This window comes from Streptomyces sp. Je 1-4 4N24 (assembly GCF_026239515.1).
GTDB lineage: Bacteria > Actinomycetota > Actinomycetes > Streptomycetales > Streptomycetaceae > Streptomyces > Streptomyces nigrescens.
Genome location: NZ_CP110836.1, coordinates 6310894 through 6336164, shown reverse-complemented (window position 1 = coordinate 6336164; position 25271 = coordinate 6310894). Strand labels below are relative to the sequence as shown.

At 73.8% G+C, this 25271-nt stretch carries 22 protein-coding genes and 1 pseudogene; 13 read left to right on the top strand and 10 right to left on the bottom strand.

Annotated elements, in window-relative coordinates; all coding sequences use genetic code 11:
* Position 1: 1 nt before the first annotated feature.
* From SLV14N_RS27640 to SLV14N_RS27620, 5 genes are all read right to left on the bottom strand, one after another.
* On the bottom strand, positions 2-1594 hold the full coding sequence (locus tag SLV14N_RS27640) for a sugar ABC transporter ATP-binding protein (protein ID WP_263271521.1): 1593 nt from the start codon (positions 1592-1594) through the stop codon (positions 2-4).
* 176 nt (positions 1595-1770) lie between these two features.
* A complete protein-coding gene (locus SLV14N_RS27635) occupies positions 1771-2772 on the bottom strand; it encodes a LacI family DNA-binding transcriptional regulator (protein ID WP_127150697.1) in 1002 nt (333 codons plus the stop codon).
* A gap of 458 nt (positions 2773-3230) precedes the next feature.
* Positions 3231-3356, bottom strand: coding sequence for a hypothetical protein (locus SLV14N_RS27630; protein ID WP_259670542.1), 126 nt, complete (start codon positions 3354-3356; stop codon positions 3231-3233).
* A gap of 270 nt (positions 3357-3626) precedes the next feature.
* The gene (locus SLV14N_RS27625; RefSeq protein ID WP_208684468.1) at positions 3627-4055 is read right to left on the bottom strand and encodes an organic hydroperoxide resistance protein; all 429 of its coding nucleotides are present in this window, start codon (positions 4053-4055) and stop codon (positions 3627-3629) included.
* 163 nt (positions 4056-4218) lie between these two features.
* Positions 4219-5238 carry an NADP-dependent oxidoreductase gene (locus tag SLV14N_RS27620; protein WP_263271520.1) on the bottom strand — a complete coding sequence of 340 codons (1020 nt, stop codon included), beginning with the start codon at positions 5236-5238 and terminating at the stop codon, positions 4219-4221.
* Positions 5239-5326: 88 nt separating this feature from the next.
* Here SLV14N_RS27620 and SLV14N_RS27615 point away from each other — a divergent pair, with 88 nt between their 5' ends.
* Positions 5327-5758: a MarR family winged helix-turn-helix transcriptional regulator gene (locus SLV14N_RS27615; protein ID WP_093644443.1), complete on the top strand. Its 432-nt coding sequence runs from the start codon at positions 5327-5329 to the stop codon at positions 5756-5758.
* A 166-nt stretch (positions 5759-5924) separates the two neighbouring features.
* Here SLV14N_RS27615 and SLV14N_RS27610 read toward each other — a convergent pair whose 3' ends face one another.
* The gene (locus SLV14N_RS27610; RefSeq protein ID WP_263271518.1) at positions 5925-7547 is read right to left on the bottom strand and encodes an MFS transporter; all 1623 of its coding nucleotides are present in this window, start codon (positions 7545-7547) and stop codon (positions 5925-5927) included.
* 170 nt (positions 7548-7717) lie between these two features.
* Here SLV14N_RS27610 and SLV14N_RS27605 point away from each other — a divergent pair, with 170 nt between their 5' ends.
* Positions 7718-8713, top strand: a complete 996-nt coding sequence (locus tag SLV14N_RS27605; protein WP_263271516.1) for a GntR family transcriptional regulator — start codon at positions 7718-7720, stop codon at positions 8711-8713.
* Here the strand turns inward: SLV14N_RS27605 and SLV14N_RS27600 are convergent.
* Together SLV14N_RS27600 and SLV14N_RS27595 are read right to left on the bottom strand one after the other, a co-directional pair.
* On the bottom strand, positions 8678-9910 hold the full coding sequence (locus SLV14N_RS27600; protein ID WP_263271514.1) for a CdaR family transcriptional regulator: 1233 nt from the start codon (positions 9908-9910) through the stop codon (positions 8678-8680). The two genes, SLV14N_RS27605 and SLV14N_RS27600, sit on opposite strands and share 36 nt — an antisense overlap.
* 42 nt (positions 9911-9952) lie before the next feature.
* Positions 9953-10099, bottom strand: coding sequence for a hypothetical protein (locus tag SLV14N_RS27595; protein WP_263271513.1), 147 nt, complete (start codon positions 10097-10099; stop codon positions 9953-9955).
* 279 nt (positions 10100-10378) lie between these two features.
* On the opposite strand from SLV14N_RS27595, the gene SLV14N_RS27590 reads away from it, so the two are divergent.
* The 11 genes and pseudogenes from SLV14N_RS27590 to SLV14N_RS27540 all read left to right on the top strand — a co-directional run bounded on the left by SLV14N_RS27590 (position 10379) and on the right by SLV14N_RS27540 (position 24129).
* Positions 10379-11377, top strand: coding sequence for a DUF3068 domain-containing protein (locus SLV14N_RS27590; protein WP_263271512.1), 999 nt, complete (start codon positions 10379-10381; stop codon positions 11375-11377).
* 278 nt (positions 11378-11655) lie between these two features.
* Positions 11656-12825, top strand: a complete 1170-nt coding sequence (locus SLV14N_RS27585; RefSeq protein WP_263271511.1) for a glycosyltransferase family 4 protein — start codon at positions 11656-11658, stop codon at positions 12823-12825.
* Positions 12826-12832: 7 nt separating this feature from the next.
* Positions 12833-13558, top strand: a complete 726-nt coding sequence (locus tag SLV14N_RS27580) for a class I SAM-dependent methyltransferase (RefSeq protein WP_263271510.1) — start codon at positions 12833-12835, stop codon at positions 13556-13558.
* Positions 13555-18072, top strand: coding sequence for an alpha-(1->3)-arabinofuranosyltransferase (locus SLV14N_RS27575; protein ID WP_263271509.1), 4518 nt, complete (start codon positions 13555-13557; stop codon positions 18070-18072). The genes SLV14N_RS27580 and SLV14N_RS27575 overlap by 4 nt, the downstream gene beginning before the upstream one ends.
* Positions 18069-19637 carry a condensation protein gene (locus tag SLV14N_RS27570; RefSeq protein ID WP_263271508.1) on the top strand — a complete coding sequence of 523 codons (1569 nt, stop codon included), beginning with the start codon at positions 18069-18071 and terminating at the stop codon, positions 19635-19637. The genes SLV14N_RS27575 and SLV14N_RS27570 overlap by 4 nt, the downstream gene beginning before the upstream one ends.
* Positions 19634-20371 carry a class I SAM-dependent methyltransferase gene (locus SLV14N_RS27565; protein ID WP_208684454.1) on the top strand — a complete coding sequence of 246 codons (738 nt, stop codon included), beginning with the start codon at positions 19634-19636 and terminating at the stop codon, positions 20369-20371. Before SLV14N_RS27570 ends, SLV14N_RS27565 begins: the two co-directional genes overlap by 4 nt.
* A 4-nt stretch (positions 20372-20375) precedes the next feature.
* Entirely contained in the window at positions 20376-21296 is a 921-nt protein-coding gene (locus SLV14N_RS27560; RefSeq protein WP_263271507.1) for a DMT family transporter, read from the top strand.
* On the top strand, positions 21283-21507 hold the full coding sequence (locus tag SLV14N_RS27555; RefSeq protein ID WP_263271506.1) for a Trm112 family protein: 225 nt from the start codon (positions 21283-21285) through the stop codon (positions 21505-21507). Before SLV14N_RS27560 ends, SLV14N_RS27555 begins: the two co-directional genes overlap by 14 nt.
* A pseudogene (locus SLV14N_RS27550) lies at positions 21504-22320 on the top strand (FkbM family methyltransferase). The gene SLV14N_RS27555 and the pseudogene SLV14N_RS27550 overlap by 4 nt, the downstream one beginning before the upstream one ends.
* Positions 22298-22909 (top strand): hypothetical protein, encoded by a 612-nt coding sequence (locus SLV14N_RS27545; protein ID WP_263271505.1) that lies wholly within the window; start codon positions 22298-22300, stop codon positions 22907-22909. Before SLV14N_RS27550 ends, SLV14N_RS27545 begins: the two are co-directional and overlap by 23 nt.
* Positions 22910-23097: 188 nt before the next feature.
* A complete protein-coding gene (locus SLV14N_RS27540; protein ID WP_208684445.1) occupies positions 23098-24129 on the top strand; it encodes a rod shape-determining protein in 1032 nt (343 codons plus the stop codon).
* A 48-nt stretch (positions 24130-24177) separates the two neighbouring features.
* On the opposite strand, the gene SLV14N_RS27535 is transcribed toward SLV14N_RS27540, so the two are convergent.
* Both SLV14N_RS27535 and trxA read right to left on the bottom strand, forming a co-directional pair.
* Positions 24178-24774 carry a histidine phosphatase family protein gene (locus SLV14N_RS27535; protein WP_263271504.1) on the bottom strand — a complete coding sequence of 199 codons (597 nt, stop codon included), beginning with the start codon at positions 24772-24774 and terminating at the stop codon, positions 24178-24180.
* Positions 24771-25178, bottom strand: coding sequence for a thioredoxin (gene trxA, locus SLV14N_RS27530; protein WP_093644276.1), 408 nt, complete (start codon positions 25176-25178; stop codon positions 24771-24773). Before trxA ends, SLV14N_RS27535 begins: the two co-directional genes overlap by 4 nt.
* Between the last annotated feature and the right edge of the window lie 93 nt (positions 25179-25271).

Genomic DNA, 25271 nt, shown 5'->3' with positions numbered 1-25271 from the left:
CTCAGTGGACATCGGAGCCCTCCATCGCGCTCTCGTCGTGCTTCGTGTTCTCGGGGGTGCCGCCGGGGGACTGGAGCGCCAGCTCCATCACGGCGTCCTGGGTGGCCTCTTCGGCCGGCAGCTCACCGGCCAGCCGGCCCTGCGACATCACCAGCACCCGGTCGCTCATTCCGAGGACCTCGGGCAGATCGCTGGAGATCATCAGGACCGCGCGGCCGGACGCCGTCAGCTCGTTGATCAGCTGGTAGATCTCGACCTTGGCGCCGACGTCGATACCGCGCGTCGGCTCGTCGAGGATCAGCAGTCTGGTGTCCGTCAGCAGCCACTTGCCGATGACGATCTTCTGCTGGTTGCCGCCGGAGAGGGTGCGGGCGCTCTGGCCCAGACCGCTCATCCGGACCTTCAACTGCGCGGCGACGGTGGCCGCTTCGCGCCGCTGCGCGCCCCGGTCCACCAGCCCGCCGCGGGTGTCGCGGTCGAGCCGGGCGAGGGTGAGGTTGTCCTGGAGGGAGGCGTCCAGCACCAGGCCCTGGCCCTTGCGGTCCTCCGGTACGAGGCCGAGCCCGGCGCGCATCGCGGCCCGGACATCGCCGCGGGCCAGCTCCTTGCCGTCGATCTCGACCGTGCCGGCGTCATAGCGGTCGACGCCGAAGATCGCCCGGACCACCTCGGTACGGCCCGCGCCGACCAGTCCGGCGAGGCCCACTACCTCACCGGCCCGCACCTCGAAGTCGATGCTTTCGAAGACCGGCCCGGCCGCGGTGCCGTTGCGGGTCAGCCCGCGGACGCGCAGCAGGGGCGCGCCCGGCGCGTCGGGGCGCCGGCGCGGGTACTGCTCGGCGATGTCCCGGCCCACCATGAGGCGGATCAGCTCGTCCTCGTCCGTCGAGGCCGGCACCTGAGCGACGGAGCGGCCGTCCCGCAGGACGGTGACCCGGTCGCCGAGCGCGCCGATCTCCTCCAGGTGGTGGGTGATGAAGATGATGCCGACGCCGGTGTCGCGCAGTTCGCGGACGATCTCGAAGAGGGTCTCGACCTCCTCGGAGGTCAGCACCGCGGTCGGCTCGTCCATGATCAGGACCCGGGCGTCCAGGCTGAGCGCCTTGGCGATCTCGACCATCTGGAGGCGGGCGATGCCCAGTTCGGCGACCGGGGTGTTCGGGGACACATCGAGCCGTACGCGCCGCAGCAGCTCGGCGGCCCTGGAGCGCATCGCCTTCCTGTCGACCAGACCGAGCTTGGTGCGCGGCTGCCGGCCCAGGAAGATGTTCTCGGCGACGGTCAGCCCGGGGACGAGGTTGGACTCCTGGTAGATGGTGGCGATGCCGTGCCGTTCGGCGTCCTGCGCCGAACGGATGGTGGCCTCGTCGCCGTCCACGAGGAGCCGGCCCCCGTCGGGGCGGTGGGCGCCGGAGAGCATCTTGATGAGGGTGCTCTTGCCCGCACCGTTCTCGCCGAGCAGGACATGCACCTCACCGGTGCGCAGGGTCAGGTCCACGCCGTCGAGCGCACGGACGCCCGGGAACGACTTCGTCACCCCCTCCACGCGCAGCAGTTCGCGGCCGCCCGGTTCGTCGTCGTTGACGCCGGTCATGCGCTGCCCCTCTCTTCCTCGGGTGGCTTGTGTGGGGACTGACTCGGGTGGCCGGTGAAGGCCGGTTCGGGTGGCCGGTGAAGGCCGGTTCGGGTGGCCGGTGAAGGCCGGTTCGGGTGGCCCGCCCGGCCGGGGGAGCCGGGGCCGAAGTGCCTCCGGGCGCCGGGCGGGCCTGTTCAGGGGGTGGGCAGCTCGCCGCAGGAACGGCGGGTGACCAGCCGGGCCGGCAGCAGCACCGAGCCGGCGGGCCGGTCCTCGATCCGCGCCAGCAGGGTGTGGACGGCGGCCCGGCCCAGTTCGCGGGTGGGCTGGGCGATGGCGGTCAGCGGCGGATCGGTGTGGGCGAACCACGGCACGTCGTCATAGACCACCAGCGCCACATCGTCGGGGACCCGCAGCCCGCGGGCGCGGAGTTCGTCCATCGCGCCCAGCGCCATCAGGTTGTCGGTTGCCAGCACCGCGTCCGGCGGCTCGGCGAGGTCGAGGAAGTCACTCATCACCTGCCGGCCGCCGGTGTGCTGGAGATCGGGGGTGGCACCGACCCGCTCGTCGGGCAAGGTGAGGCCGTATCCGCCCAGCGCCGTACGGAAGAGGCGGAGGCGCTCGTCGCCGGTGGGGGTGCCGGCCGGGGCGACGATGATCGCGGGGCGGCGGCGGCCGAGGGCGGCGAGATGGGCGGCGAGCTCGGTGAGCGCGGTGCGGCCGTCGGCGCGAACGCAGGGGGCGTCGACGCCGGGCACGGTGCGGTCCAGCAGCACCAGCGGGGTGCCGGAGGCCACCACCTCGCTGAGCATCGCCGAACCGGTGCCCGCCGAGCTGACCAGCAGACCGTCGATCCGGCGGTCGAGCAGCGTGCGGATGTAGTCGTCCTGCTGGTCGGGGCGCTCGCCTGCATTGCCGATGACCAGGCTGTAGCCGAGGCTGCGGGCCTCGTCCTCCACGGCGTCGGCCAGCTCGGTGAAGAAGGGGTTGGTGAGATCGCTGATGATCAGGCCGAGCGCGCCGGTCCGTGCGGTGCGCAGCGCGCGGGCGACGTTGTTGGGGCGGTAGCCCAGCTCCCGTACCGCGGCGAGCACCCGCTCACGGGTCTCGGCTACCGGACTGTGGCCGTTGAGGACCCGGGAGACGGTGGCGACGGAGACCCCTGCCCGCTCTGCCACATCTTTGATGTTCGCCATGGCGCCGTTGCCGTTCCGTTTGCCGTTCCGTCTGTCCGTGCGTCGCTTCCCGTGCGTCGCTTCCCGTGCGGGGGCTGCTTCGCTTGGCGCGATCGCCGTGTAATCGATTCCGTGGGGAATGCGTGGGGGCTACGAAATCGATTACACGGGGGGCGCGTCAAGACGGGGGGAATGTTGTCTGCGTCACATGGGGTGGGGGCGCGGGGGGGGCGTGGGGTGTGGGAAGGGTGCGGGGTCGAGGGAAGGCGCGCGGGCTTCGGGTGCGGCGCGAAGGGCGCGGGGCGCGGAGGGCGCGGGGCGCGGAGGGCGCGGGGCGCGGAGGAAAGGCGCAAGGGCCGCGGGCGCGGCGCGAAGGGTGCCGCGCGGTGCGTGGCGAGCCCGGGCACTCCCCCGTTGACCGTCCCGCCGCGAAGACGGGCCCCGGCCGTGTCCGGACCCAGCGGGGCCGGTCCCGGTGCTTACCGGACGAACTGCCCCACACAAGCGACGATCGCCACCAGCAGGCCCAGCACCCCGATGACGACCTGCCATCTGTCAGACGGCGCCCATCGGTCGCTCTCCTGCTCCGTGTCCTGATCGTCCATCGCTCCTCCTCGCTCCTCCGGACAGGCCCCGGAAGCCAGGGCCCCCGCCGGCACACCGCCGACGGAGCTGTGGGGAGGAACGTGGTGAAGCCCCGCAAGAATAGCGCGAGTTGAGCCCGCACAGGCGCGGAAACCGGGCCGGAGAGCGAATCCGGAGCACGGCCCCGCTTCCTGCCTGCGACACGGGCGCCGCCCCCGTCACAGACCCCAGAAGGCCGCACCCCGGCGCGGGATGCGGCCCTGTGGAAGAGCGCCGTTGGGCGCCGTGTGTCAGGCGACGGTCAGCTTGACCTCGATGTTGCCGCGGGTGGCGTGGGAGTACGGGCACACCTGGTGCGCCTTCTCCACGAGGTCCTGGGCGGTGGCCGAGTCGACCCGCGGAATCGAGACGGCGATCTCGACCGTGAGGCCGAAGCCCCCGTCCGGGGTCTTGCCGATGCCGACCTTGGCGGTCACCCGGGAGCCGGAGACATCGGCGTTCTCCCGGCGGGCGACGACGCTGAGCGCGCCCTGGAAGCAGGCGCTGTAACCGGCCGCGAAGAGCTGCTCGGGGTTGGTGCCGGCGCCGCTGCCGCCCTGCTCCTTGGGCGGGTTGACGACCACGTCGAGCTTGCCGTCGTCGCTGGCGACGCGGCCGTCACGGCCGTTCTCAGCGGTGGCGACGGCGGTGTAGACGACGTCGACGGTCTGGATGGACATACCGAATCCTCCTGTGGTTCGCCGCGACTCGCGCCCACGGATCACGACGGCGTGCCGCCGAGCCTAACGGGCGGGGCAAGGGGGTGGGGTGGGGGAGGCACACGGTCCTCCGGCTTCCCCTCCCCCACCCCACCCCTCCCTCGGTTGTGGTTCGGGACTGCGGTCAGCCCTCCAGGCTCACGATCATCTTTCCGGTGTTCTCGCCGCGCAGCAGGCCCAGGAAGGCCTCGACGCCGTTTTCGATGCCGGAGATCTTGGTCTCGCTGTACTTCAGTTCGCCGGAGCGGATCCAGGCGGAGACCTCCTCGACGAACTGCGGCTGCAGGGCGGAGTGGTCGCTGACCAGCAGGCCCTGGAGGCGCAGGCGCTTGCCGATCACCATCGCGAGGTTGCGGGGGGCGGGGCTCGGCTCCGTGGCGTTGTACATCGAGATCATGCCGCAAATGGCGGCACGGCCATGGACGTTGAGGGAGCTGATGGCCGCTTCGAGGTGGTCGCCGCCGACGTTGTCGAAGTAGACGTCGATACCGTCGGGGGCGGCCTCCTTGAGCTGCTGGTTGACGTCGCCGTTCTTGTAGTTGAAGGCGGCGTCGAAGCCGTACTCCTCCACCAGGAGCTTGACCTTCGCGTCGGAGCCGGCCGAGCCGATGACCCGGGAGGCGCCCTTGAGCTTGGCGATCTGGCCGACCTCGCTGCCCACCGCACCGGCCGCGCCGGACACGAAGACGGCGTCGCCCTCCTTGAAGGACGCCACCTCCAGCAGGCCCGCGTACGCGGTCAGGCCGGGCATGCCCAGCACACCGAGGTAGGCGGTGAGCGGAGCCAGCGACGGGTCCACCTTGGCGGCGCGCTTGGCGTCCAGAACCGCGTACTCACGCCAGCCGAGGCCGTGCAGGACATGGTCACCGACGGCGATGGAGTCGGCGCGCGAGGCGATGACCTCGCCGACCGCGCCGCCCTCCATCGGCTGGTCGAGCTGGAAGGGCGGGACGTAGGACTTCACATCGTTCATCCGGCCGCGCATGTACGGGTCGACGGAGAAGTGCTGCGTACGGACGAGGATCTGGCCCTCGCCGACCTCGGGCACCGCGGCCTCGCGCAGCGCGAAGTCCTCCGGGGTGGGCCAGCCGTGGGGGCGGGCGACGAGGTGCCATTCGCGGCTGGTCGTGGGCAGTGCGGACATAAGCGCGATCCTCCTAATGCTTCAGGTGCTGAAACAACCATGCTCCTCGATATTTCATGTTGTCAAGTAAATGGGTATCCTCGTGTGCATGACCCCCCGCGCAGACTCCCTGACCGTCGAGGTCGTCGACCTCATCGGCACCGTCGTCGCCCGCTACTACGAGGAGTACGAGCAGGCCGCGGCCGAGCACTCCCTCACCGGCGCGCAGGCCAGGGTGCTCAGCCTGCTCTCGCTGGAGCCGCTGCCCATGCGGAAGGTCGCCCAGCGCCTGAAGTGCGAGCCGTCGAACATCACCGGCATCGTGGACCGCCTGGAGTCCCGCGGTCTGGTCGAGCGCCGCCCCGATCCGGCCGACCGCCGCGTCAAGCTCGCCGCCCCGACCGAGGAGGGCGCACACACGGCCGCGGCGCTGCGGACGTCCCTGGACTTCGCGCGCGAACCTCTCGGCCGGCTGACGGTCGCCGAGCGGACGCTGCTGAAGGAGCTGCTGCAGCGGATGCTGGGCGTCGCCCCCGAGTGAGCCGGGCGGGCGCGTCGGCAGCCGCCGGCAGGTGGTGACACCGGCGGGCCTTCCCAGGACGCCGCCGTACCGGCCGCCTCGATCAACCATCAACCTCACAGGGCAATACACCTGGGACGCCGTCGCACCGGCCCGTCCCCAGGACGTCGCCGCACTGGCCGGCCCCCTAGGACGTCGCCGTACCGGCCGTCTTCACCCCCGTAGGTTCGGCGGCAGGCTGCCGTGTACCGGCCGTCCCGGCGGCGTCCGGCTCCCCCTCGGATTCCGGTGTCCGCAGCCCGCGCAGCAGTGCCAGGGCCAGTACCGCGGCGCAGGCCATCACGCTCGCGGCGCCCAGGACGGCCGTCTGGAGTCCGTCGGTGAAGGCGGACCGGGCCGCGGTCAGCAGCGCCTCGCCCGCCCGGCCCGGGAGTCCGGCGGCCACCGCGGCGGCGCCGGCCAGCGTTTCCCTGGCCGCGTCGGCCGCGCCCGCCGGGAGGCCTGCGGGCAGGGCGTCGGCCATGTCCGCGCGGTAGACCGCGCTCCCGACGCTGCCCAGGATGGCCATGCCCAGCGCGCCGCCCAGTTCGGTGCCGGACTCCAGCAGCGCCGAGGCGGAACCGGCACGCTCGGGCGGGGCGAGGCCGATGGCCAGTTCGTTGCCGAGTGACATCACCATCACCAGGCCCGAGGCGTAGACCGAGGAGGCCACCAGGACGAACCACAGGGCCGAGCCCGGTTCCAGCCAGGACAGCCAGACGAAACCGCCGGCCGCGATGACGAATCCCAGGGCGATGACGTAGGCCCGGTCCATCCGCTGGGCGAGTCCGGCGGCCGCCGGCGCCATCCCGCCCACCGCGAGGGTCGGCAGCAGATTCCACAGCGCCGCCTCCATGGGGCTCATCCCCCGTACGGTCTGCAGGTACTGGGTGAAGAAGACCGCGCAGCCGACCACCGCGAACATCGCCAGCAGGTTCATCAGCACCGAGACGCTGAACCCGCGGTGGCGGAACAGCTCCAGGTCGAGCATCGGGTGGCGGGCGGTGCGCTGGCGGTACACGAAGGCCGCGGCGGCCAGCAGACCGGCGGCGAGGGCGAGGACGGGCCGCGGCGCCAGGCCGTCGCGGGCGATCTCCTTGATGCCGTAGACCATCGGCAGCATCGCGAGCAGCGACAGCAGCGAGCCGGGCAGATCGAAGCGCCCGGCCGCCGGGTTCTTGAACTCCGGCAGCAGCAGCGGCCCGCAGACCAGCAGCAGCACCATCGCCGGGGCGTTGATCAGGAACACCGCACCCCACCAGAAGTGCTCCAGCAGCACCCCGCTGAGCACCGGGCCGACCGCGATGCCGCCCATCATCGCCGACGACCAGATCGCGACGGCCCTGCCGCGCTGCTTGGCGTCATGGAAGAGGTTGCGGATGAGCGCGAGCGTGGACGGCATCAGGGTGGCGCCGCCGATGCCGAGCAACGCCCGTGCGGCGATGAGCATTTCTGCGCTCTGTGCATAGGCGGCGACCCCGGAGGCGAGACCGAAGAGGAGGGCGCCGGACAGCAGCAGCTTGCGGCGGCCGATGCGGTCGCCCAGCGCGCCCATGGTGATCAGCAGGCCGGCCAGGACGAAGCCGTAGACGTCCAGGATCCACAGTTGCTGGACGCTGCTGGGCTCCAGTTCCGCGGTCAGGAACGGCACCGCGAAGTAGAGCACCGAGACGTCCATGGAGACGAGAAGGCAGGGCAGCAGGAGGACGGCCAGGGCGGTCCACTCCCGGCGGCCGGCCGGCGGCGGGGATGTGTACGGAGTAAACGACATGGATGACACGGTAAGCAGGGTGGGCTTACGGTGCAAACAGCAGGACTGGCAAGGGAATTGGAGGTGCATCACACTAGTGCACTTGGCTAGTGCAATGCCCTGGTGAGACCGGCGCTGCTACCCTCGCGGCCACCGAAATCCCCCTGGTGCACTAGTACGGAGGCCACCCCGTGGAGCAGTCAGCGCCGCCCTACCGCCGGATCGTCGACGAGATCCGGCGCCGCATCGGCACCGGTGAACTCACGCCGGGCGACCGGGTGCCCTCGACCCGGCGGATCACCCAGGAGTGGGGGGTGGCGATGGCGACCGCCACCAAGGTGCTCACCACGCTGCGGCAGGAGGGCCTGGTCCGCGCCGTACCGGGCGTGGGCACGGTCGTCGCCGAGCCGCAGCCGCAGCCACAGCCACAGCGGGCCGCGCACTCCGGGCTCCCGCGGGAGCGACGGCCGCGTGAGACGGACAGCGGGCTGAGCCGCGAGAGCGTCGTACGGGCCGGTCTCAAGGTCGCCGACGCCGAGGGGCTGCGGGCGCTGTCGATGCGCCGGGTCGCCGCCGAGTTCGGGGTGTCCTCGATGGCGCTCTACCGCCATGTGGCCAACAAGGACGAGCTGGTGGTGCTGATGGCGGACGCCGCGTTCCGCGACGTCGAGCTTCCCGACCCGGCGCCGGACGGCTGGCGTGCGCGGATGGAGGCGGGCGCACGGCTGCAATGGGAGCTCTACCAGCGGCATCCGTGGCTGGCGCACTACCTGTCGATCACCCGGCCGCAGCCGATGCCGCGGGCGATGGCGCTCATCGAGTGGACCATGGCGCGGGTAACGGGCCCGGACCCGGTGACGCTGATCCATATGGCCATCACGCTGCTCAACTATGTGCGCGCCACCGCCGCCGGCTTCGAGGACGATCTGGAGGCCGAGCAGGAGACCGGGATGGACCAGAACCAGTGGATGGCGTCCATGGAGCCGGTGTTCGAGGGCATCCTCGCCTCGGGCTCCTACCCCATGTACGGGGGGATCGCGGCGCACGACGAGGATGTGGTGACGCTGACGTCGCTGTTCGAGTTCGGGCTGGCGCGGCTCCTGGACGGGATGGCGGTGCTGGTGGAGCCCCGGGCCGCGGACTCCGGCGGGTCAGCTGAGCTCCCCGCGCAGCCGCCGGGCCCGTAACACCAGCTCAAGTTCGAAGCGGCGGTCCGGGTCGTCGATCTCCGCGCCCCATAACTCCCGTATCTGGCGCAGCCGGTAGCGCACGGTCTGCGGATGGACGCCGAGCCGGGCGGCGACCTCGGGGGCGCCGCCGCGGGTCTCCAGCCAGGCGAGCAGGGTCTCCGCGAGCCGCCGGCCATGGGCCGGGCCGCAGCTGTCCAGCGGGGCGAGGCGGCGGCGGGTGAGGTCCTCGATCAGCTCCTCGGGCGGCAGCAGGACCAGCGCCTCAGTGTGCTCGGTGCACTGCAGCAGCTCCCCCGCGGGCAGCAGTCCGCGCTCCGTCAGATCGACCGCGGACCCGGCCCAGCGCAGCGATTTCGCGGCGTCCAGCAGCGGTACCGCGGGGCCGATCGCGCCCGACCAGCCGGCCGCCGCACGGGCCAGCAGCTCGCGCCGACCGGGGGCGTCCGGCTCGGGCACCACCATCCGCGGCCGTTCGCTCTCCATGTCCAGCAGGACGTCCGGGGCGACGGCGGGCGCGACCGCCTCCCGGGCCGGCCGCAGCAGGACCGCGACCGCGACCCGCTCGGGCAGCGGCCAGCCGATCCGGGCGGCGCGCTCGGCGAGGGCCGGCGGCACCCCGTCCGCCGCGCCCGCGCCGCGCCGCCGTCTGCCGGGGCCCGTGAACAGCTGCTCCATCAGGCGCCGTTGCAGCCGCAGCCGCTCACCGGCCTGGCGGGCGGCGGCCTCGGCGTAGCCGCGTACGGATTCGGCGACCAGCCCGTCCAGATACTCGTAGCCGGACTCGGCGAGCTCGTACATCGCGGGCGCCGGGATCGCGACCTGCTGGCCGATCTCGGCGAGCCGCCGCCAGGCCAGCCGGACGCCGAGCCGGTAGACGGCCTGCAGGACGTCCAGGCTGCGGCCCTGTATGCCCTCGCCGCGGCCGAACTCCTGGAAGACCCGCGGGTGCACATGCGGCCGGTCCGGACCGGCCGTCAGATGCGCGACGAAGTGCTCCAGTGACTGGCGGATTCCCACCAGCGCGCGGGGCTCCCCGAACTCATCGGGAATCAGCTGTAGTTGAGGATACTCGCGGCGGATCTCCCGGAGGATGTCCTGGGCCAGGGTGGGCACCTCCTCCAGTGCCAGGGCGGCGAACTGCCGTACCTGGTAGGGCGGTACCTCCCGCCAGGCCGAGCGGACGGCTGTCACCATGACCCGGACCTCCTCAGCACGCCCCGCCTCCTCGGCCCCCCGCTACTCACCGCTCCGGTCGAAGGTCACCAGCGGCACATTCGGCTGCTCGGGGGTGGCGTCCAGGGCGGCGACGATGCCGAGCGCGACGCCGATGGCGAGGAGGGCGGCGGTCAGCGTGGTCAGTGCGGCGGCGAGCGTTCGGTGCATGGCGCGGCGAGCCCTTCGTCGATGCCGGAGCCCGTCGGGCGGTCTCCGTCGAGGTTGGCGCGGCACACGGCGCGGCCTCCGGTCCCTGACGACAGGACCTGGGCGGCCGGCCCGGTGCCGCGTCCCACAGCGCGGCACCACTGGAGTCGTGGTGCCTGCCGAGTGTGGAAGGGCATTGACGCCCTGTCAAGAGTTCGCTTACGTTCCCGGCCCATGGCGCCCCGCGGCGCCGCACGTGCACCAGAGCGTGACTCCCCCACCGCTTCCAGGAGTGCCCGTATGCCCGTATCCGGCAAGCCCGCCACCTCCCCCACCGCGGTCACCGCCGCCCGCACCGCCTCGCCCCTGTCGCTGGCCGTCCTCGGTCTCGGCGTCTTTCTGCTGGTCCTGGCACCCCTGCTGGCCTGGTACGTCGCACCACGGGCCAAGGTCACGCCGGTCGACGTCGATGTCACCACCGTCTTCACCGGCAACGGCAGTTACTTCGACACCGCGGCGCTGAAGACCAGGGACCGCCGGCGGATCACCATCACCCGGCACGTACTGGGCGATGTCGCGGCGAGCGAGAAGAGCGGGCGGGCCGTGTGGGACGTCTCCACGACGGTCGACACCCCGCAGACGCTGCCCCTGAAGGACCCGCGCAGGGCGTTCCAGTGGACCACCGAACGCTGGGTCACCGACCGGCGCAGCAACGCCCCGGTGCACTGCTGCGAGGAGGCCCCGACCCGTTTCGACGGCGATGCCTACCTCAAGTTCCCCTTCGATGTGCAGAAGACGGGCTACCGCTGGTGGGACAACACCCTGGGCGCCGCCGTCCCGCTCCGCTTCGCCGGTACACAGCGGGTCCAGGGCTACCCGGGCTACCGCTTCACCGGGACCGTGCCGCCCACCAGGACCGGCAGCCGGCAGGTCCCCGGCCGGCTCGTCGGACGGCCGGGCCAGGGCCAGATCCAGGCCGAGGAGTGGTACGCCAACTCCGGTATCGAGCTGGTCGTCGAGCCGCGCACCGGCCGGATCATGCAGGCCGTGCTCTCGCCGCTCAAGACACTGCGGGCACCCGGTGCCCGGCGTACCGCGGTGACACTGCTGCGCGGCGAGCGGTTGCAGTTCACGCCCGCGACGCAGCGGGCGCAGGTGCGGCTGGCGAAGGCGGACAGCGACAAGCTGGCGCTGGTCGGCGGAACGCTGCCGGTCACGGCCGCGGCGGCGGGCGGGCTGCTCGCGCCGGCCGGGGTGGTGTGGGTGGTGCGCGGGCGGCGGGCGACCGGCCGGTCCTGAGCGAAGTGATGAACCGTCAGCTCAAATGGGCGCGGATTTTGTCACCCCGGTGAGTAGCCGCGATGAACGGCGCGGGCGAAAACTGTCCACCCCACACGCAGCCGGCCGGCCCTCCGGTCGGCGCACGTCCGCTTCACCGCAGCACAGTGCCGCGAGCACCGCTCCACCCCACCGCACGGCAGGACCGCGGCACCGCATGATGCAGCACGGCCCGCACGACTCAGTACGCAGTACGTCCCCCACCGCCGGTACCGCACCCTGAGACGAGTTGGATGCACATGCCCCAGCACCTGCGCCCGTCCCCGCCCCTCACGGCGCCCGCCCCCGCCCCCTCGGCGTCCGGACCACCCGGCGCGGGGCCGCCGTTCCCCCGCCGGATCGTCTTCCTCGCCCGCCGCGATCTGGGCAACCCCGCCGCCGGCGGCTCCGAGCTGCTGGTGGACCGGATCGCCGAAGGGCTCGCCGCCCACGGCCACCAGGTCACCCTGCTGTGCGGCGGGCCGCGGGGAGGTGCCCCCGCCCGCGGCTACCGGGTGGTGTCCGCGGGCGGCGACGCCGGTCATTTCCTGCGGGTGCCACGCCAGTTGGCGCGCCGGGTCGGCGACTGCGACCTGCTGGTCGAGGTCTGCAACGGCATGCCGTACCTGGCGCCGCTGTGGCACCGCGGTCCCACGCTGTGCCTGGTCAACCATGTCCATACGGACCTGTGGCGGCTGCGCTGTCCGGGGCCCGCCGCCCGGCTCGGCCGCCGTCTGGAGCACTGGGCGCTGGCCGGGGCGCACCGCCGCGATCTGATGGTGGCGGTCTCCGGCTCGACCGCGTCCGCGCTGCACGGCCTCGGTGTCGACCCGGACCGCATCCGGCTGGTGTACAACGGCGTGGCGGAGCCCGGACCGCTGGCCCCCAAGGCGCCGGAGCCGCTGTTCCTGGCCATGGGGCGGCTCGTCGAGTACAAGCGCATCGATCTGCTGCTGCGGCTGTGGGAGCGGGTCCGGCCGGTGACCGGCGGCCGGCTGGTGATCGTCGGCGACGGCCCGGAGCGCGCCCGGCTGGCCGCGGCGGCCGGGCCCGGTGTCACCTTCACCGGCCATGTCTCCGAAGAACGCAAACACCAACTGCTGTGTTCCGCCTGGCTGTTGCTGCACCCCTCGCTCGTCGAGGGCTGGGGGCTGGTGGTGATGGAGGCCGCCGCCCGCCGCACCCCCGCCGTCGGCTTCGACATCCCGGGCCTGCGGGACTCCGTCGAGGACGGCACCACGGGGCTGCTGGCCCGCGGCGAGAGCGCGTTCGCCGCGCACTGGTGCACCCTCGCCCTCAGCGCCCGGCGCCGCGACACCCTGGGCCGCGCCGCCGAACGGCGGGCCGCCCGCTTCCGGTGGAGCCATACGGTCCAGAGCTTCCGGGCGGTCGCCGCTGAGGCCGTCCTCGACCCGCTCTCCGGGCGGTGAAGGCCCGGTGCGCGACCCCTCGCTGCGCAGGTCCTACACCCTGTTCCGCGCCTTCCTGCGGGAGCGGACCGACCCGGGGCACTGCTACCGGCTGCTCGCCCGGGACGCCGCCGACCAGGTCGAACGGTATGCCCCACTGAGCGGCGCGGTGGTCGCCGATGTCGGCGGCGGCAGCGGCTACTTCACCGCGGAGTTCCGCCGCCGCGGCGCCCTGGGCCGGCTCTTCGAACCCGATACGGCGGAGCTGACCGCGCACGGCCCGCCCCCCGAGGGCGCGGTGGTCGCCGACGGCTATCTGCTGCCGCTCGCCGACGGCGCCGTCGACATCTGCTTCTCCTCCAACGTCCTGGAGCATGTCGCCGACCCGCAGACCTTCCTGAGCGAGATGATCCGGGTCACCCGCCCCGGCGGTCTGATCTACGTCGCCTTCACCAACTGGTTCTCCCCCTGGGGCGGCCATGAGACCGCGCCCTGGCACTACTTGGGCGCAGAGCGGGCCCGCGCCCGCTACCGGCGGCGCACCGGGAGAGCGGCCAAACACACCCTGGGCGTCAACCTCTTCGCCGTGCACGTCGGCCGCACCCTGCGCCAGGTCCGGGCCCGCGACGACATCGCCGTGGTCACCGCCCGCTCCCGCTACGCGCCGTTCCTCGCCGAGGCCATCCCCCGCCTCCCGGGCGTCCGGGAGGTCGCCACCTGGAACCTCCTCCTCATCCTCCGGCGGTTGCCATGACCCAGACCCTGAGGCCGTTCCCCTCCCCCGGATCGCCCGACGCCGGGGGACGGCCGACGCCCGCCCCCGCCCCGCCGCCCGGCCACCGCCGGCGCAGACACTGGCTGTTCGCGTTCTGGGCGCTCGCCCTGGCCGGCTTCCTCGCGCCGTCGCCGGGGAAGATGACGTTCGAGACCAAGCTGGGTGTGACCACCGACCCGTGGCGGTTCCTCGCCGACCTCGGGCAGCTGTGGCACGACCGGGCGGGCTTCGGCGGCATCGCCGACCAGTACATCGGCTATGCCTTCCCCACCCTCCCCTACTACGGCCTGGCCGATCTCGCCCATGTCCCGGTGTGGCTGGCCGAGCGGCTGTGGATGTCGCTGATCGTCACGGCCGCGTTCTGGGGTGCCCTGCGGCTGGCCGAACGGCTCCGCGTCGGCACCCCGCCGGCCCGGCTCCTGGCCGCCGCCTGCTACGCCCTGTGGCCGGCCTTCACCCTCGTCATCGGCTCCACCTCCGCCGCCGCGCTGCCCGGCGCACTGCTGCCGTGGGTGCTGCTGCCGCTGACCAACGCGCAGGTCAGCGCGCGTATCGCGGCCACCCGCTCGGCGCTGCTGATCCCCTTCATGGGCGGGGTCAACGCGGCCTCGACACTGGCCTCGCTGCTGCCCGTCGGCCTGTATCTGCTCTCCCGTACGGGGCCGCGCCGGGCGAAGCTGCTCGCCTGGTGGCTGCCCGGTGTCGTCCTGGCCGCCGCCTGGTGGGTGGTGCCGCTGCTGCTGCTCGGTCTGCACGGCGAGAACTTCATGCCGTTCATCGAGCAGGCCGACACCACCACCGGCACCATGTCGGCCACCGAACTGCTGCGCGGCGCCGGCAACTGGGTCGGCTACCTCAACTTCGGCGACCCCTGGCTGCCGGCCGGCTGGACCATGACGGCCCGGCCGTTCGCGATCCTCGGCTCGGCGCTGGCCGCGGCGCTCGGCCTGGCCGGGCTGGCCCGCCGTGATCTGCCCGAGCGCCGCTGGCTGCTGCTGACCGTGCTGGCCGTGGCGCTGATCGCGCTGGCCGGCTACGGCGGTGCGCTGGGCGGGCCGCTGCACGGCCTGTGGCAGGACTGGCTCAACGGCTGGCTGCGCCCGTTCCGCAACATCTACAAATTCACCCCCGGCCTGGCCCTGGCGCTCGTCCTGGGCCTGGCGCATCTGCTCGCGGTCGCCACCGAACGCCGCGGCACCCGCCGGATCCCCGCCCGCCGCCGCCTCCCGCTGGTGACGGCGCTCCTCGTGCTGCCCGCCCTCGCCCTGCCCTTCCTCACCGGCACCGTCCTCCAGCCCGGCGCCTTCACCCGGCTGCCCGCCTCCTGGGAACGGGCCGCGGCCTGGCTCCAGAAGCACTCCCCGCACAGCCGCGCGCTGGTCGTCCCCGCGACCGCGCACGGCCTCTACACCTGGGGCTCCCCCATCGACGAACCGCTCGACGTCCTCGCCACCTCCCCCTGGGCGCAGCGCGACTTCGTCCCGTTCGGCACCCCGGGCGCCCGCCGCGCCCTGGACGCCGTCGAACAGGCGCTGCTGACCGGCGCCCAAGTACCCGGACTGCGCGACTACTTGGGCCGGGCCGGCCTGCACGACGTGGTCGTACGCAACGATCTCGACCCGGACCAGATCGGCTACGTCCCGCCGCAGACCGTCAAGCGCACCCTGCAGGCGTCCGGCTACCGCAAGGCGGCCGCCTTCGGTCCGCTGACCACCGGCGGCCGGATCCCCTCCGGGGCGCCCCTCCAGGTCCAGGGCCTCTACCCGCGGCAGCGCGCCGTCGAGATCTACCGGCCCGAGGACACCCCCGAGCCCGGTCCGGTCACCACCCGGGCCGTCGCGGACACCGCACGGCTCAGCGGCGGCCCCGAAGCCCTCCTCCAGCTGTCCGCCGACCCCGCCCTGCGCCACCGCCCCACCGTACTGACCGGCGACGCCCACCCCGGCCTCGGCACCCCGCCGCTCCAGCTGACCGCCGACGGCCTGCGCCGGGCCGACACCCGCTTCGGGCTGGTCAACAGCAACACCTCGTACACCTACACCGCCGGCGAGCGGAACCACCCCGACAGCGTCCAGGACCCTGGCCGCCCGCCCCGGCAGATCCTGCCGACCGCCGGGCCCGGCCACCAGACCACCGCCGCCCTCCGTGGCGCGTCCTCGGTCACCGCCTCCAGCAGCGGCAACTGGCTCTTCCACCTGCCGCAGTACGACCCGGTCAACGCCTTCGACGGCAACCCGGACACCGCCTGGGCGGAAGGCAGCGCCGGGGAGCCCGTCGGCCAGTGGGTCCGGATCGCCTTCACCCGGCCCACCACCCTTCCGTCCACGCTGTCCCTCACCCCGCTGCCCGGGGACGGGCTGCGCGCCGCCCCGACCTCCGTACGCGTGCAGACCGACCGCGGCAGCACACAGGACACTCTGCGCCCCGACGGAACGCCGCAGCGGGTCAAGGCCCCGGCCGGCCGGGCGACCTGGCTGAAGGTGACGATCCTCGGCTCGCAGACCCCACGCGCCGGGCTCTCCGGCGCCGGCTTCCGGGAGATCTCCGTCCCCGGCGTCCAGGTCACCCGGCTGCTGCAACTCCCCACCGACGCTGAGCGGTCCGACGCGCCCGCCGAGATCCTCTCGCTGCACCGCGGCAGCGACCCGGGCGGCCTCTCCCCGGTCTCCGCGGAGGCCGGGCTGCACCGCCAGTTCCGCACCGGCGCCGCCGCTCCGTACCGGATTTCCGGTCAGGCGCTGGCGGTTCCCGGCCCCGAACTCGACCGCCTCCTGGACCGCATCGCACCCGAACAGCGGGACCGGATCACCGCCACCGCCGACTCCACGAGCTTCGGCTCCGGCCGGTCGCTCAGCCCCCGCAACCTCGTCGACGGCGATCTGACCACCGCCTGGATCGCCGGTGACCGGCCGACCCTGCATCTGCGCTGGCCCGGCCGGAAGAAGATCGACCAGATCGTGCTGGCCGCGGCCGGCGGTATCTCCACCCGGCCGGAGCAGATCCTGGTCAACTCGCCGGACGGGGCGGCCACCGCGGGCGTCGACGAGAACGGCCAGGCCCGCTTCGACCCGATCACCACCGACCGCCTCGACATCACCATCAGCAAGGTCGCACCGCTGACCCTCCACAACCCGGTCGCCGGCCAGGCGCTCCAACTCCCGGTCGGACTCAGCGAGATCCACATCCCCGCGCTCGACTCGTACCGCACCCCGCGGCCCGCCGCCGGTGCCCGCTTCTCGGTCGGCTGCGGCCAGGGCCCGATGCTCGCCGTCGACGGTGTCCTGCACGCCACCCAGGCCGCCGGGTACGTCCGTGACCTCACCGAACGCCGCCCGGTCGAGGTGCGGTTGTGCGCCGGTCCGGCCCGTGACGGACGCCTGGAACTGCCGTCCGGACGCCACCGGGTGGAGGCGGGCGACCAGGGGCCGCTGGCGCTGACGGAGGTGACGCTGCGGCGGGGCACCACCGCGCACACGGGTGCCACGGACGCCGGACCGGCACGGGAGTCCGCCGCCCCGGTGCGGAAGGTCACCGCCGAGGACTGGTCGGGGGACCGCCGCGGCGTCGCGGTCGGCGCCGGCCGGGCCGTTTACCTCCAGATGTACGAGAACGCCAACGACGGCTGGCAGGCCACGCTCAACGGCCGGCGGCTGACCCCGCTCCGGATCGACGGCTGGCAGCAGGCCTTCCTCGTCCCGGCCGGGGCGGGCGGGACCGTCGAGCTCTCCTACGCCCCGGCCGTCACCTACGACCTGGGACTGGCCGGCGGTGCCCTCGGGGTCGCGCTCCTGATCGTCTCCGCCCTCGTCCGCCGCACACCCCGCACCCCGCCGCCCGCGGCACTGCCCCCACCCGCCCCGTCCTGGGTCCTGGGCACCCTGGCGCTGACCGCGGTGCTGGCCGTGGCCGCCGGGCCCTACGCCCTGATCGTGCCGGCCCTGGCGCTGGTGGCACGCTTCCGGCCGCACCTCCTCGTCCCGCTGGCCCTGCTGGCGATGGTGAGCGCCGGAGTCGTCGCGGCCCTCGGGGCGGGCGAGCACCATGCCGCCGGAGAGGGCGCGTTCAGCGGCACCGCGCAGGCCCTGGCGCTGCTGGCGCTGGCGGCGGCGGTGGTCACCGTGCGGGGTGGCCGGGCGTCGCAGGAGCCGGTGTCCGGGGAGGGGCCGGGGGCGGATACGGACGGGGCGGGGAGGGGGGCTTCCGGGCCGTCCAGCCCGGTTGACCCGCCCGGCCCGCACGCCCCACCGCCGCTTCCGCGCCGGGTGCGGGACCGGGACGACGGTCCGGCCGTTGCCGGGCGTCCGATCGTGGCCCGGGGACGGACACCGGGCGCCGGCCCGAACTGGGCCGAACGGCACCGGTCCCGGCCGAGCAGGCCCGTACGGCCGACCGACAGCGGTCCCGACCGGCCCACCGGCAGCGGACCCGTACGGCCGACCGACGGCGGGCCCGTAACGTCGACCGACACCAGCGGGGAGGGCACCACCCGATGACCGCACTGCAACCGGCCCGGCCCGAACCGCCCGACGGGCAGCACGAACCGCCCGACGGGCGGGGCGAACCGCCCGACGGACCGGCCGAGCGCTCCCCCGCCCCCTCCCCCTCTCCCCCTTCGGGGGAGGGGGCGGGGGGTGGGTTCGGGGGTGGGGGGAGGCAGAGCCGCGGCATCGTCGTCGCCCGCGTCCCCTTCCCCGTCGTGGACGAGATCTCCCGGCACTGTCCGGACGAAAGCCAGCCGGAGACCGTACACATCGAGGTGCACCTCCCCGGCCGGGTCGATCCCGGGCGGCTGCGCACCGCGTTCCACCGGGCGCTCGCCCGCCATCCGCGCATCCTGATGCGCCAGGCGCCGGTCCGCTGGTGGCACCGCCGCTACCTCTGGCAGCTCACCGCCGCCCCGGACGTGGACCCCGTCGACTTCCCGCCGCCCGGCCCCGATGCGCTGGCCCGCGCCCGGCGACGCGCGCTCGACGCCTGTCCGCCGCTGGACGCCTCACCTCCCGTACGGCTGGAGGCGATCGAGGACACGGGCGGCGGCACCGTGCTGGTCCTCACCATCCACCACACCGCACTGGACGGGCCGTCCTGTCTGCGGGTGCTGGCCACCGCCGCCGAGCTGTACGGCGGCGCCGGCAACCCTCCTGGCCCGGCCCCCGTACGCGCCACCGGGCCCGGTACGGAGCGTCCGAAGGCCGACGCCCCGCCGGGAGCCGGGCGGCGCTTCTCCCGGCCGGCCCGTATCGCCGCCGATCCCGGCCGCGCTCCACAAGGCGGCCGGTCCGGCAACAGCATGCTGCTGGCCGAGCTGCCGATCCCGGCCCGTCCGCCGCGCACCCCCGGCGGGGCCGCGCCGTACACCGTCAATGACCAACTCCTGGTCGCCACCTGGCTGATGGTCGCCCGCTGGAACCGGCTGCACGCCCCGGCCGGCCCGCACCGCACGGCCGCCGCCCCGTCCACCGCCCCCGTCGTCATCACCATGCCCGTCGACGACCGGCCGCGCGGCGCCGAGATGCCCCTCGGCAACGGCACCCGGCTGGTGTCGGTCGGCTTCGGCCCCGAGGAGCGGCTGGACGCCGGGCCGCTCACCGCCGATCCGCCCGACCCGGACGCGGTGGCCCGGCTGCTGCGGCGCACCGCCGCCCGCACCCGCGCCCTCAAGGCCGCACCTCCCGGCCGTCAACTCGGGCTTGCCGCAACGGTGTTGACGGCACCCGTCGTTCCGGTCCGGCTGCGCGCCGCGATGACCCGCGCGCTGCGCACCGCCGCCGCGCCCTGGACCTCCACCACCCTCCTCTCCAACATCGGCCGGATTCCTAACCCGCTGGACTTCGGGGACGCCGGCCGGCCGACCGCGGTGTGGTTCTCCGCCCCGGCCCGGATGCCGCGCGGGCTCACCGTCACCACCGTCTCCGTGGCCGGGCGGATCCAGCTGGCGCTGCGCTGGTCCCCGGCCCTCCTGGACGACGCGGCCGGCGCCCGGCTCGGCACCCTGTTCCGCTCCTCCCTCGCCGCCACCGCCTGGACCGCGCCCCCGGCGGCCGGAGCGTCCCGGTGACCGGGCCCCCCGCCGCGCTGCGGGACTTCTACGAGAACCCCGCCGTCCCGGTCGCCTCCGGCGCCGCCCGCAGCCGGCGGCAGGCCCGGCTGCTGGCCCGCGCCCTGGGGCCCGTACGCGACGGTGCCCCGGCCGCCACCGTCCTGGACATCGGCTGCGGCGACGGCTCGGCGGCGGCCACCGCGGCCCAGGTGCTCGCCGGTCACCGTCTGGTCGGCGTCGACTGGTCACAGGACGCCCTGCGCCGCGCCCGGACCCGGCTCCCCTGTGCGGTACGCGGCGAACTCACCGACGGGGGCCTGCCGTTCGCGTCCGGCTCCGCGGATGCCGTCCTCTTCAGCGAGGTCATCGAGCATCTCGTCGACCCCGATGCCGCCCTGGACGAGCTGCGCCGGGTCCTGCGCCCCGGCGGCCATCTGATGCTCTCCACCCCCAACCTCGCCGCCTGGTACAACCGCGGGCTGCTGCTCGCCGGGGTCCAGCCCGTCTTCTCGGAGGTGAGCATGCGCCGTATCCACGGCCGGCCAGGCACCCAGGTCGTCGGCCATCTGCGGCTGTACACGGCCCGTGCCCTGCGCGGCTTCCTCACGGCATCCGGTTTCGAGGACGTACGGATCGCCGGTGCGCCGTATCACGATGTGCCGCGGCCGCTGCGTCCTTTGGACCGCGCCGCATGCCATGTCCCGTCGCTGGCCTCCATCCTGCTCGCCCATGCCCGCCGGGGAAGGGAGTAGCGCGGTGCCGTGGTGGGGCGTGGCGTCCGCGCTGCTCGCCAACGTCCTGTACAGCACCGGCTTCGTGCTGGAGAAACGCGCCCTGGCCGGGCTGCCCGCGCTGAGCACCCGGCAGCCCGGCCGGGTCGTCGGCCATCTGCTGTCCAGCCCGCTGTGGCTGGCCGGCTCGCTCGCCCTGGCCGCCGGTTTCGCCGCCCAGCTCGCCGTCTACCGCACCCTGCCGCTCGCCGCCGCCCAGGGCCTGTTCGTCTCGGGTCTGGTGCTCTTGCTGCTGCTGTCCTCGGTGGTGCTGGGCGAGCGGACCAGCGGCCGGGAGCGGCAGAGCATCGTGGCGATCCTGGTGGCGCTGGCGCTGGTCATCGCCTCCCTCCAGGGCGAGGACGCACGGGCCGTCGCCCGTACCGCGCCGCCCGGCACCCTGCTGCTGATCGCGGTGCCGTCGCTCGCCGCCGGGCTGCTGCTGTACGGCTCGGCGGAGCGGCGCGCCCGGCGCCGCCACCGGCTGCCGACGGCGGGTGTCCCCTACGGGGTGGCCGTCGGCCTGCTCTACGGCGTCAGCTCGCTGGCCATCAAGGGCGTCGCCGGTCTGCTGACCACCCATGACATCCCGGCTGCCGCCGGGCGGCTGCTCCGCTCGCCCTACCCGTACCTCCTGCTCGTCACCGGAGCCGCCGGTCTGGTGCTGTCCCAGACCGCCCTGCAGCGCTGCCGGGCCTCCGTGATCGTCCCCGTCTGCACCACCGTCACCTGTGTGTTCACCGTCGTCTGCGGCACCGTGGCGTTCGGTGAGCCGCTGCCCGCCGATCCGCTGCGCCGCGCACTGCGGCTGGGCGGCACCGCCGTCGCCGTGGCCGTCCTGCTCGCCCTGCCCCGCCATGACCCGCCCGTCCCCGAACCCCCGGAGTTGAGCCTTGACCCCCGATGACCCGCTGCTGAAGATCCTGGTCTGCCCGCTCGACAAGGGCCCGCTGTCGCTGCTCGTCCCCGAGGACGCCCTCTACAACCCCCGGCTGCGCCGCCGCTATCCGATCGTCGACGGCATCCCCCAGCTCCTGCCCTCCTCCGGCGAACCGCTCACCGACGCCGAGCATCTGCGCGCGCTGCGCCACCTCGCGGACCGGGAACCGGGGTCGTGACGCTCGCCGCGCGGCTGGGGCCCCGGCTGCCCGCCCGGCTGGTGTCGGCGCTGGCGGCCGGGCTCTATCCGCGGTTCGAACCGGAGCTGCGGCGGCTGGCCGACTTCTGTCCGCCCGGCGGCACGGCCGTCGACGTCGGCGGGTGGTACGGCCCGTGGACCCGGCGGCTGGCCCGGCGCGCCGACCGGGTCGTCACCCTCGAACCGGTCCCCCACCTGGCCCGGCTGCTCGCCTCGGTCACTCCCCCGCAGGTTCGAGGTGGTGGCCGCCGCGGCCACCGACCACACGGGCTGCGCCACCCTCTGGCTGCCCCCGGGCGGCCGCGGCGACCGCGGGGTGTCCTCGCTCGTACGCCGTGAGCTGCACACCGCCGCCCTTGAGGTGCCCTGCCTCCCGCTGGACGCCCTGGAGCTGGCGGCCGTCACCCTCATCAAGATCGACGCGGAGGGCGCGGAGCTGGCGGTGCTGCGCGGCGCCGCACACACCGTGGAGCATCAACTCCCGGCACTGTTCGTCGAGTTGGAGACCCGCATCCAGCCGCTCGCCCCCGTCCTGGACTGGACGGCCGGGTACGGCTACCGCGGCTGGGTCCTGCCGCACGACCGCTGGCTGCCGCTGGACGGTTTCGATCTGTCCGCCCACCAGTCCCGCACCTGCCATGTCGCCGAGCACGGGCTGCTGCGCCGCTCCCTCGCCCCGCACCGCCGCTACGTCAACTCCGTGCTCTTCCTCCCCGACGGTGAGCGCCCCGGACGCCCCGCGGCCCGCACCGTCCACCACCATGTCCCCCATGGACCACTCCACGGACAATGACCCGCCCGGCGGCCCCGGCGCCCCCTCCGCCCTGTCCGGCCCGGTCGCCTTCCAGCTCGTCCTGCTGCGCCGGATGGCCGACCACCACCCCGGCCTGGTCGAGGACGCGCTGCGCACCCTGGGCGTCTCCCGCGCCGGGATGCGCGAGGCCAACCGCCGCTGGCAGGCACGGATGCACGCCCCGCGAGCGCCCGGCGGACTCCAGCCGTATCGTGCGCTGCTCGGCACCCCCGAGACCGTCACCGCCCGCCGCATCGGCGATCTGAGCTGCGAGGCACTGACCTGGCCGGTTCCGCTCTGGCCCGATCTGCGGTTCGAGGTCCTCGCCGGCGCGCGGGGCGCCGTCTGGAACGCCTGGCTCGTCCGGGCACCCGGCGCCACCGCCCCTGACCTGCGCACCACCGCGGATCTGCGGCCCTGGTCCCATACCGTCGACGAGGTCGCCCGCGCCTTCGCCCCGGCCCGCCCCATGGAGGGCAGCGCCCCCACCCGCTGGCGGCTGGCCTGCACCGCGCCCGGACCCGACGGCACCCCGCAGCGGATCGTCCCCGAATTCACCTGGGGGCTGTACCAGCGGCTGACCGGCTGAGGGCCCGCCGCACCGGCATCCGCCCACCGCATCACCCCTTCGCCGCAACCGCCCCGCCCCCGTCCCCCTAGCGGACCTTTCCAGCAGGCGGCGGCCCCCGCGCGACCGGAGGATGGCGCACGAGCGGTCCCTGCGAACCGGCCGCACGAGCGCTCCGTCCATACCGGCCCATCGGGGAGGAATCACCCATGACCATCAGCCTCGCCCAATTGCGGCGCTGTTCGGCCGCCATCGACATCGGCGCGGCCCGGACCAGGGTGTATGTGAAGCACCAGGGGCTGGTCGTGGACGAACCGACCGTCGCCGCCATCAACACCCGCAGCGGGGCACTGCTGGCCGTCGGCGCCCGGGCCGAGGTGATGGACGGCCGTACCCCCGACTACATCCGTGTGGTGCGCCCGGTCTCCAACGGCACCATCGTCGATATCGACATGGCCCAGCGGCTGCTGCGGACCCTGGTCGGCGACAAGCTGCGCAGGACCTGGCGGCGCCGGCCCTCGATGCGGGCCGCGGTCTGTCTTCCGTACGGCAGTGAGCCGCTGGCCCAGCGGGCGGCGGTGGAGACGCTGACCGGGCTGGGGGCGCGGCGGGTGGAGCTGGTCGACACCCTGGTCGCGGCGGCGGTGGGTTCCGGGCTCCCGGTGGAGCAGCCCGAGGCCACCATGATCGTGGTGTGTGGCGCCGGCACCACACAGGTCGCGGTGCTCTCCCTCGGCTCGATCGTGTCCGCGGAGACCGTGCCGGTGGGCGGCAACGCCATCGACCACGCGGTCATCCAGCATCTGCGGCTGCACCACGAGCTGATGCTGGCGGGGCAGGCGGTACGCCCGCTGCAGATGATCCTCTCCGGCGGCGACGGGGTCACCCCGGGCTCCACCGAGGTGCACGGCCGGGACGTGGTCAGCGGAATGGCGCGCTCCGTGCATGTCGACACCGAGCGGGTACGGGACGCCATCACCACCCCGCTGACCTCGATCCTCGACGGCATCGGTGCCGTTCTGCGCCGCTGCCCGCCCGATCTGGTGGCCGACCTCGGGGAGCGCGGCATCGTGCTCGCGGGCGGCAGCGCACTGATTCCCGGTCTGGAGCCGATGATCCACCAGGCCACGAACATGCCGGTGCACACCGCGGACCGCCCCGACACCTGTGCCGTCATGGGGCTCGGCGCCATGATTGAGGGCAAGGTCCAGCCCCTGCACCTCGATCCGATGGACCCGTAGCGCTCCGGCGGCCGCGTCCGGCCGGACTCCGGGCTCAGCGGCTCCGGGTCACAGGCTCCGGGCGTTCCAGGCGATCACCGCGGGCCGGTCGTGTTCGGTCCCCAGGACGCCGACCGCACCGGTCTCGAAGGTGAAGAGTCCCCCGGCGGCGGGCGGCAGCCCGAGCCGGCGGGCGGCCAGCACCCGCAGGAAGTGCGCATGCGCCACCAGCGCCACATCGCCCTCATCGGCGGCGAGCTGCGGCGCGATCCGTTCCAGCACCCGGTCGGCACGCGCCCCGACCTGCTCGGGCGACTCGCCCGGATGCTCCTCGGGCCCCGCGGCGACACCGTCGGAGAACAGATACCAGCCGGGCCGGCTGCGGTGGATCTCGGCGGTGGCGATGCCCTCATAGCCGCCGTAGTCCCATTCCCGCAGGTCGGCGTCGATCTGCGGGCGGGCGAGGCCCGCCAGCTCGGCGGTGCGCAGCGCCCGCTCCATCGGGCTGGCGTAGACCTGCCCGATCTTCCGGTCCGACAGCAGCGGCCGCAGTGCGCGGGCCTGCTCCTCACCGGTGGCGGTCAGCGGCAGATCGGTCCAGCTGGTGTGCCGGCCGTCCCTGCTCCACTCGGTCTCACCGTGCCGGACCAGAAGGAGGTCGCTCACGAGCCCTGCGCCTGCTGTCCCTGCTCGGCCTGGGCCTGCTCACCCTGCTGGGCCTCGGCGACCGACGCACGGACCTCGTCCATGTCCAGCGCACGGGCCTGGCCGATGACGTCCTCCAGGGCCTCCGCGGGCAGCGCGCCCGGCTGGGCGAAGACCGCGATGTTCTCGCGGACGATCATCACGGTCGGGATGGACTGGATCTGGAGGGCCTGCGCCAGCTCGGGCTGCGCCTCCGTGTCGACCTTGGCGAAGACCAGGTCGTCGTGCGTCTCGGAGGACTTCTCGAAGACCGGGCCGAACTGCTTGCACGGCCCGCACCACTCGGCCCAGAAGTCGATCAGAACGAAATCGTTGCCGGAGACGATTTCGTCGAAGTTTTCCTTGGTGAGCTCAATGGTGCTCATGCGTGCTTCCCTGCTTCCGGTCTGTCGACGATTGTCAGTCGGTCTCCGGCTGCGGTAACGGGATCAACCCGTGACGTATTCCGCACGCCGGAC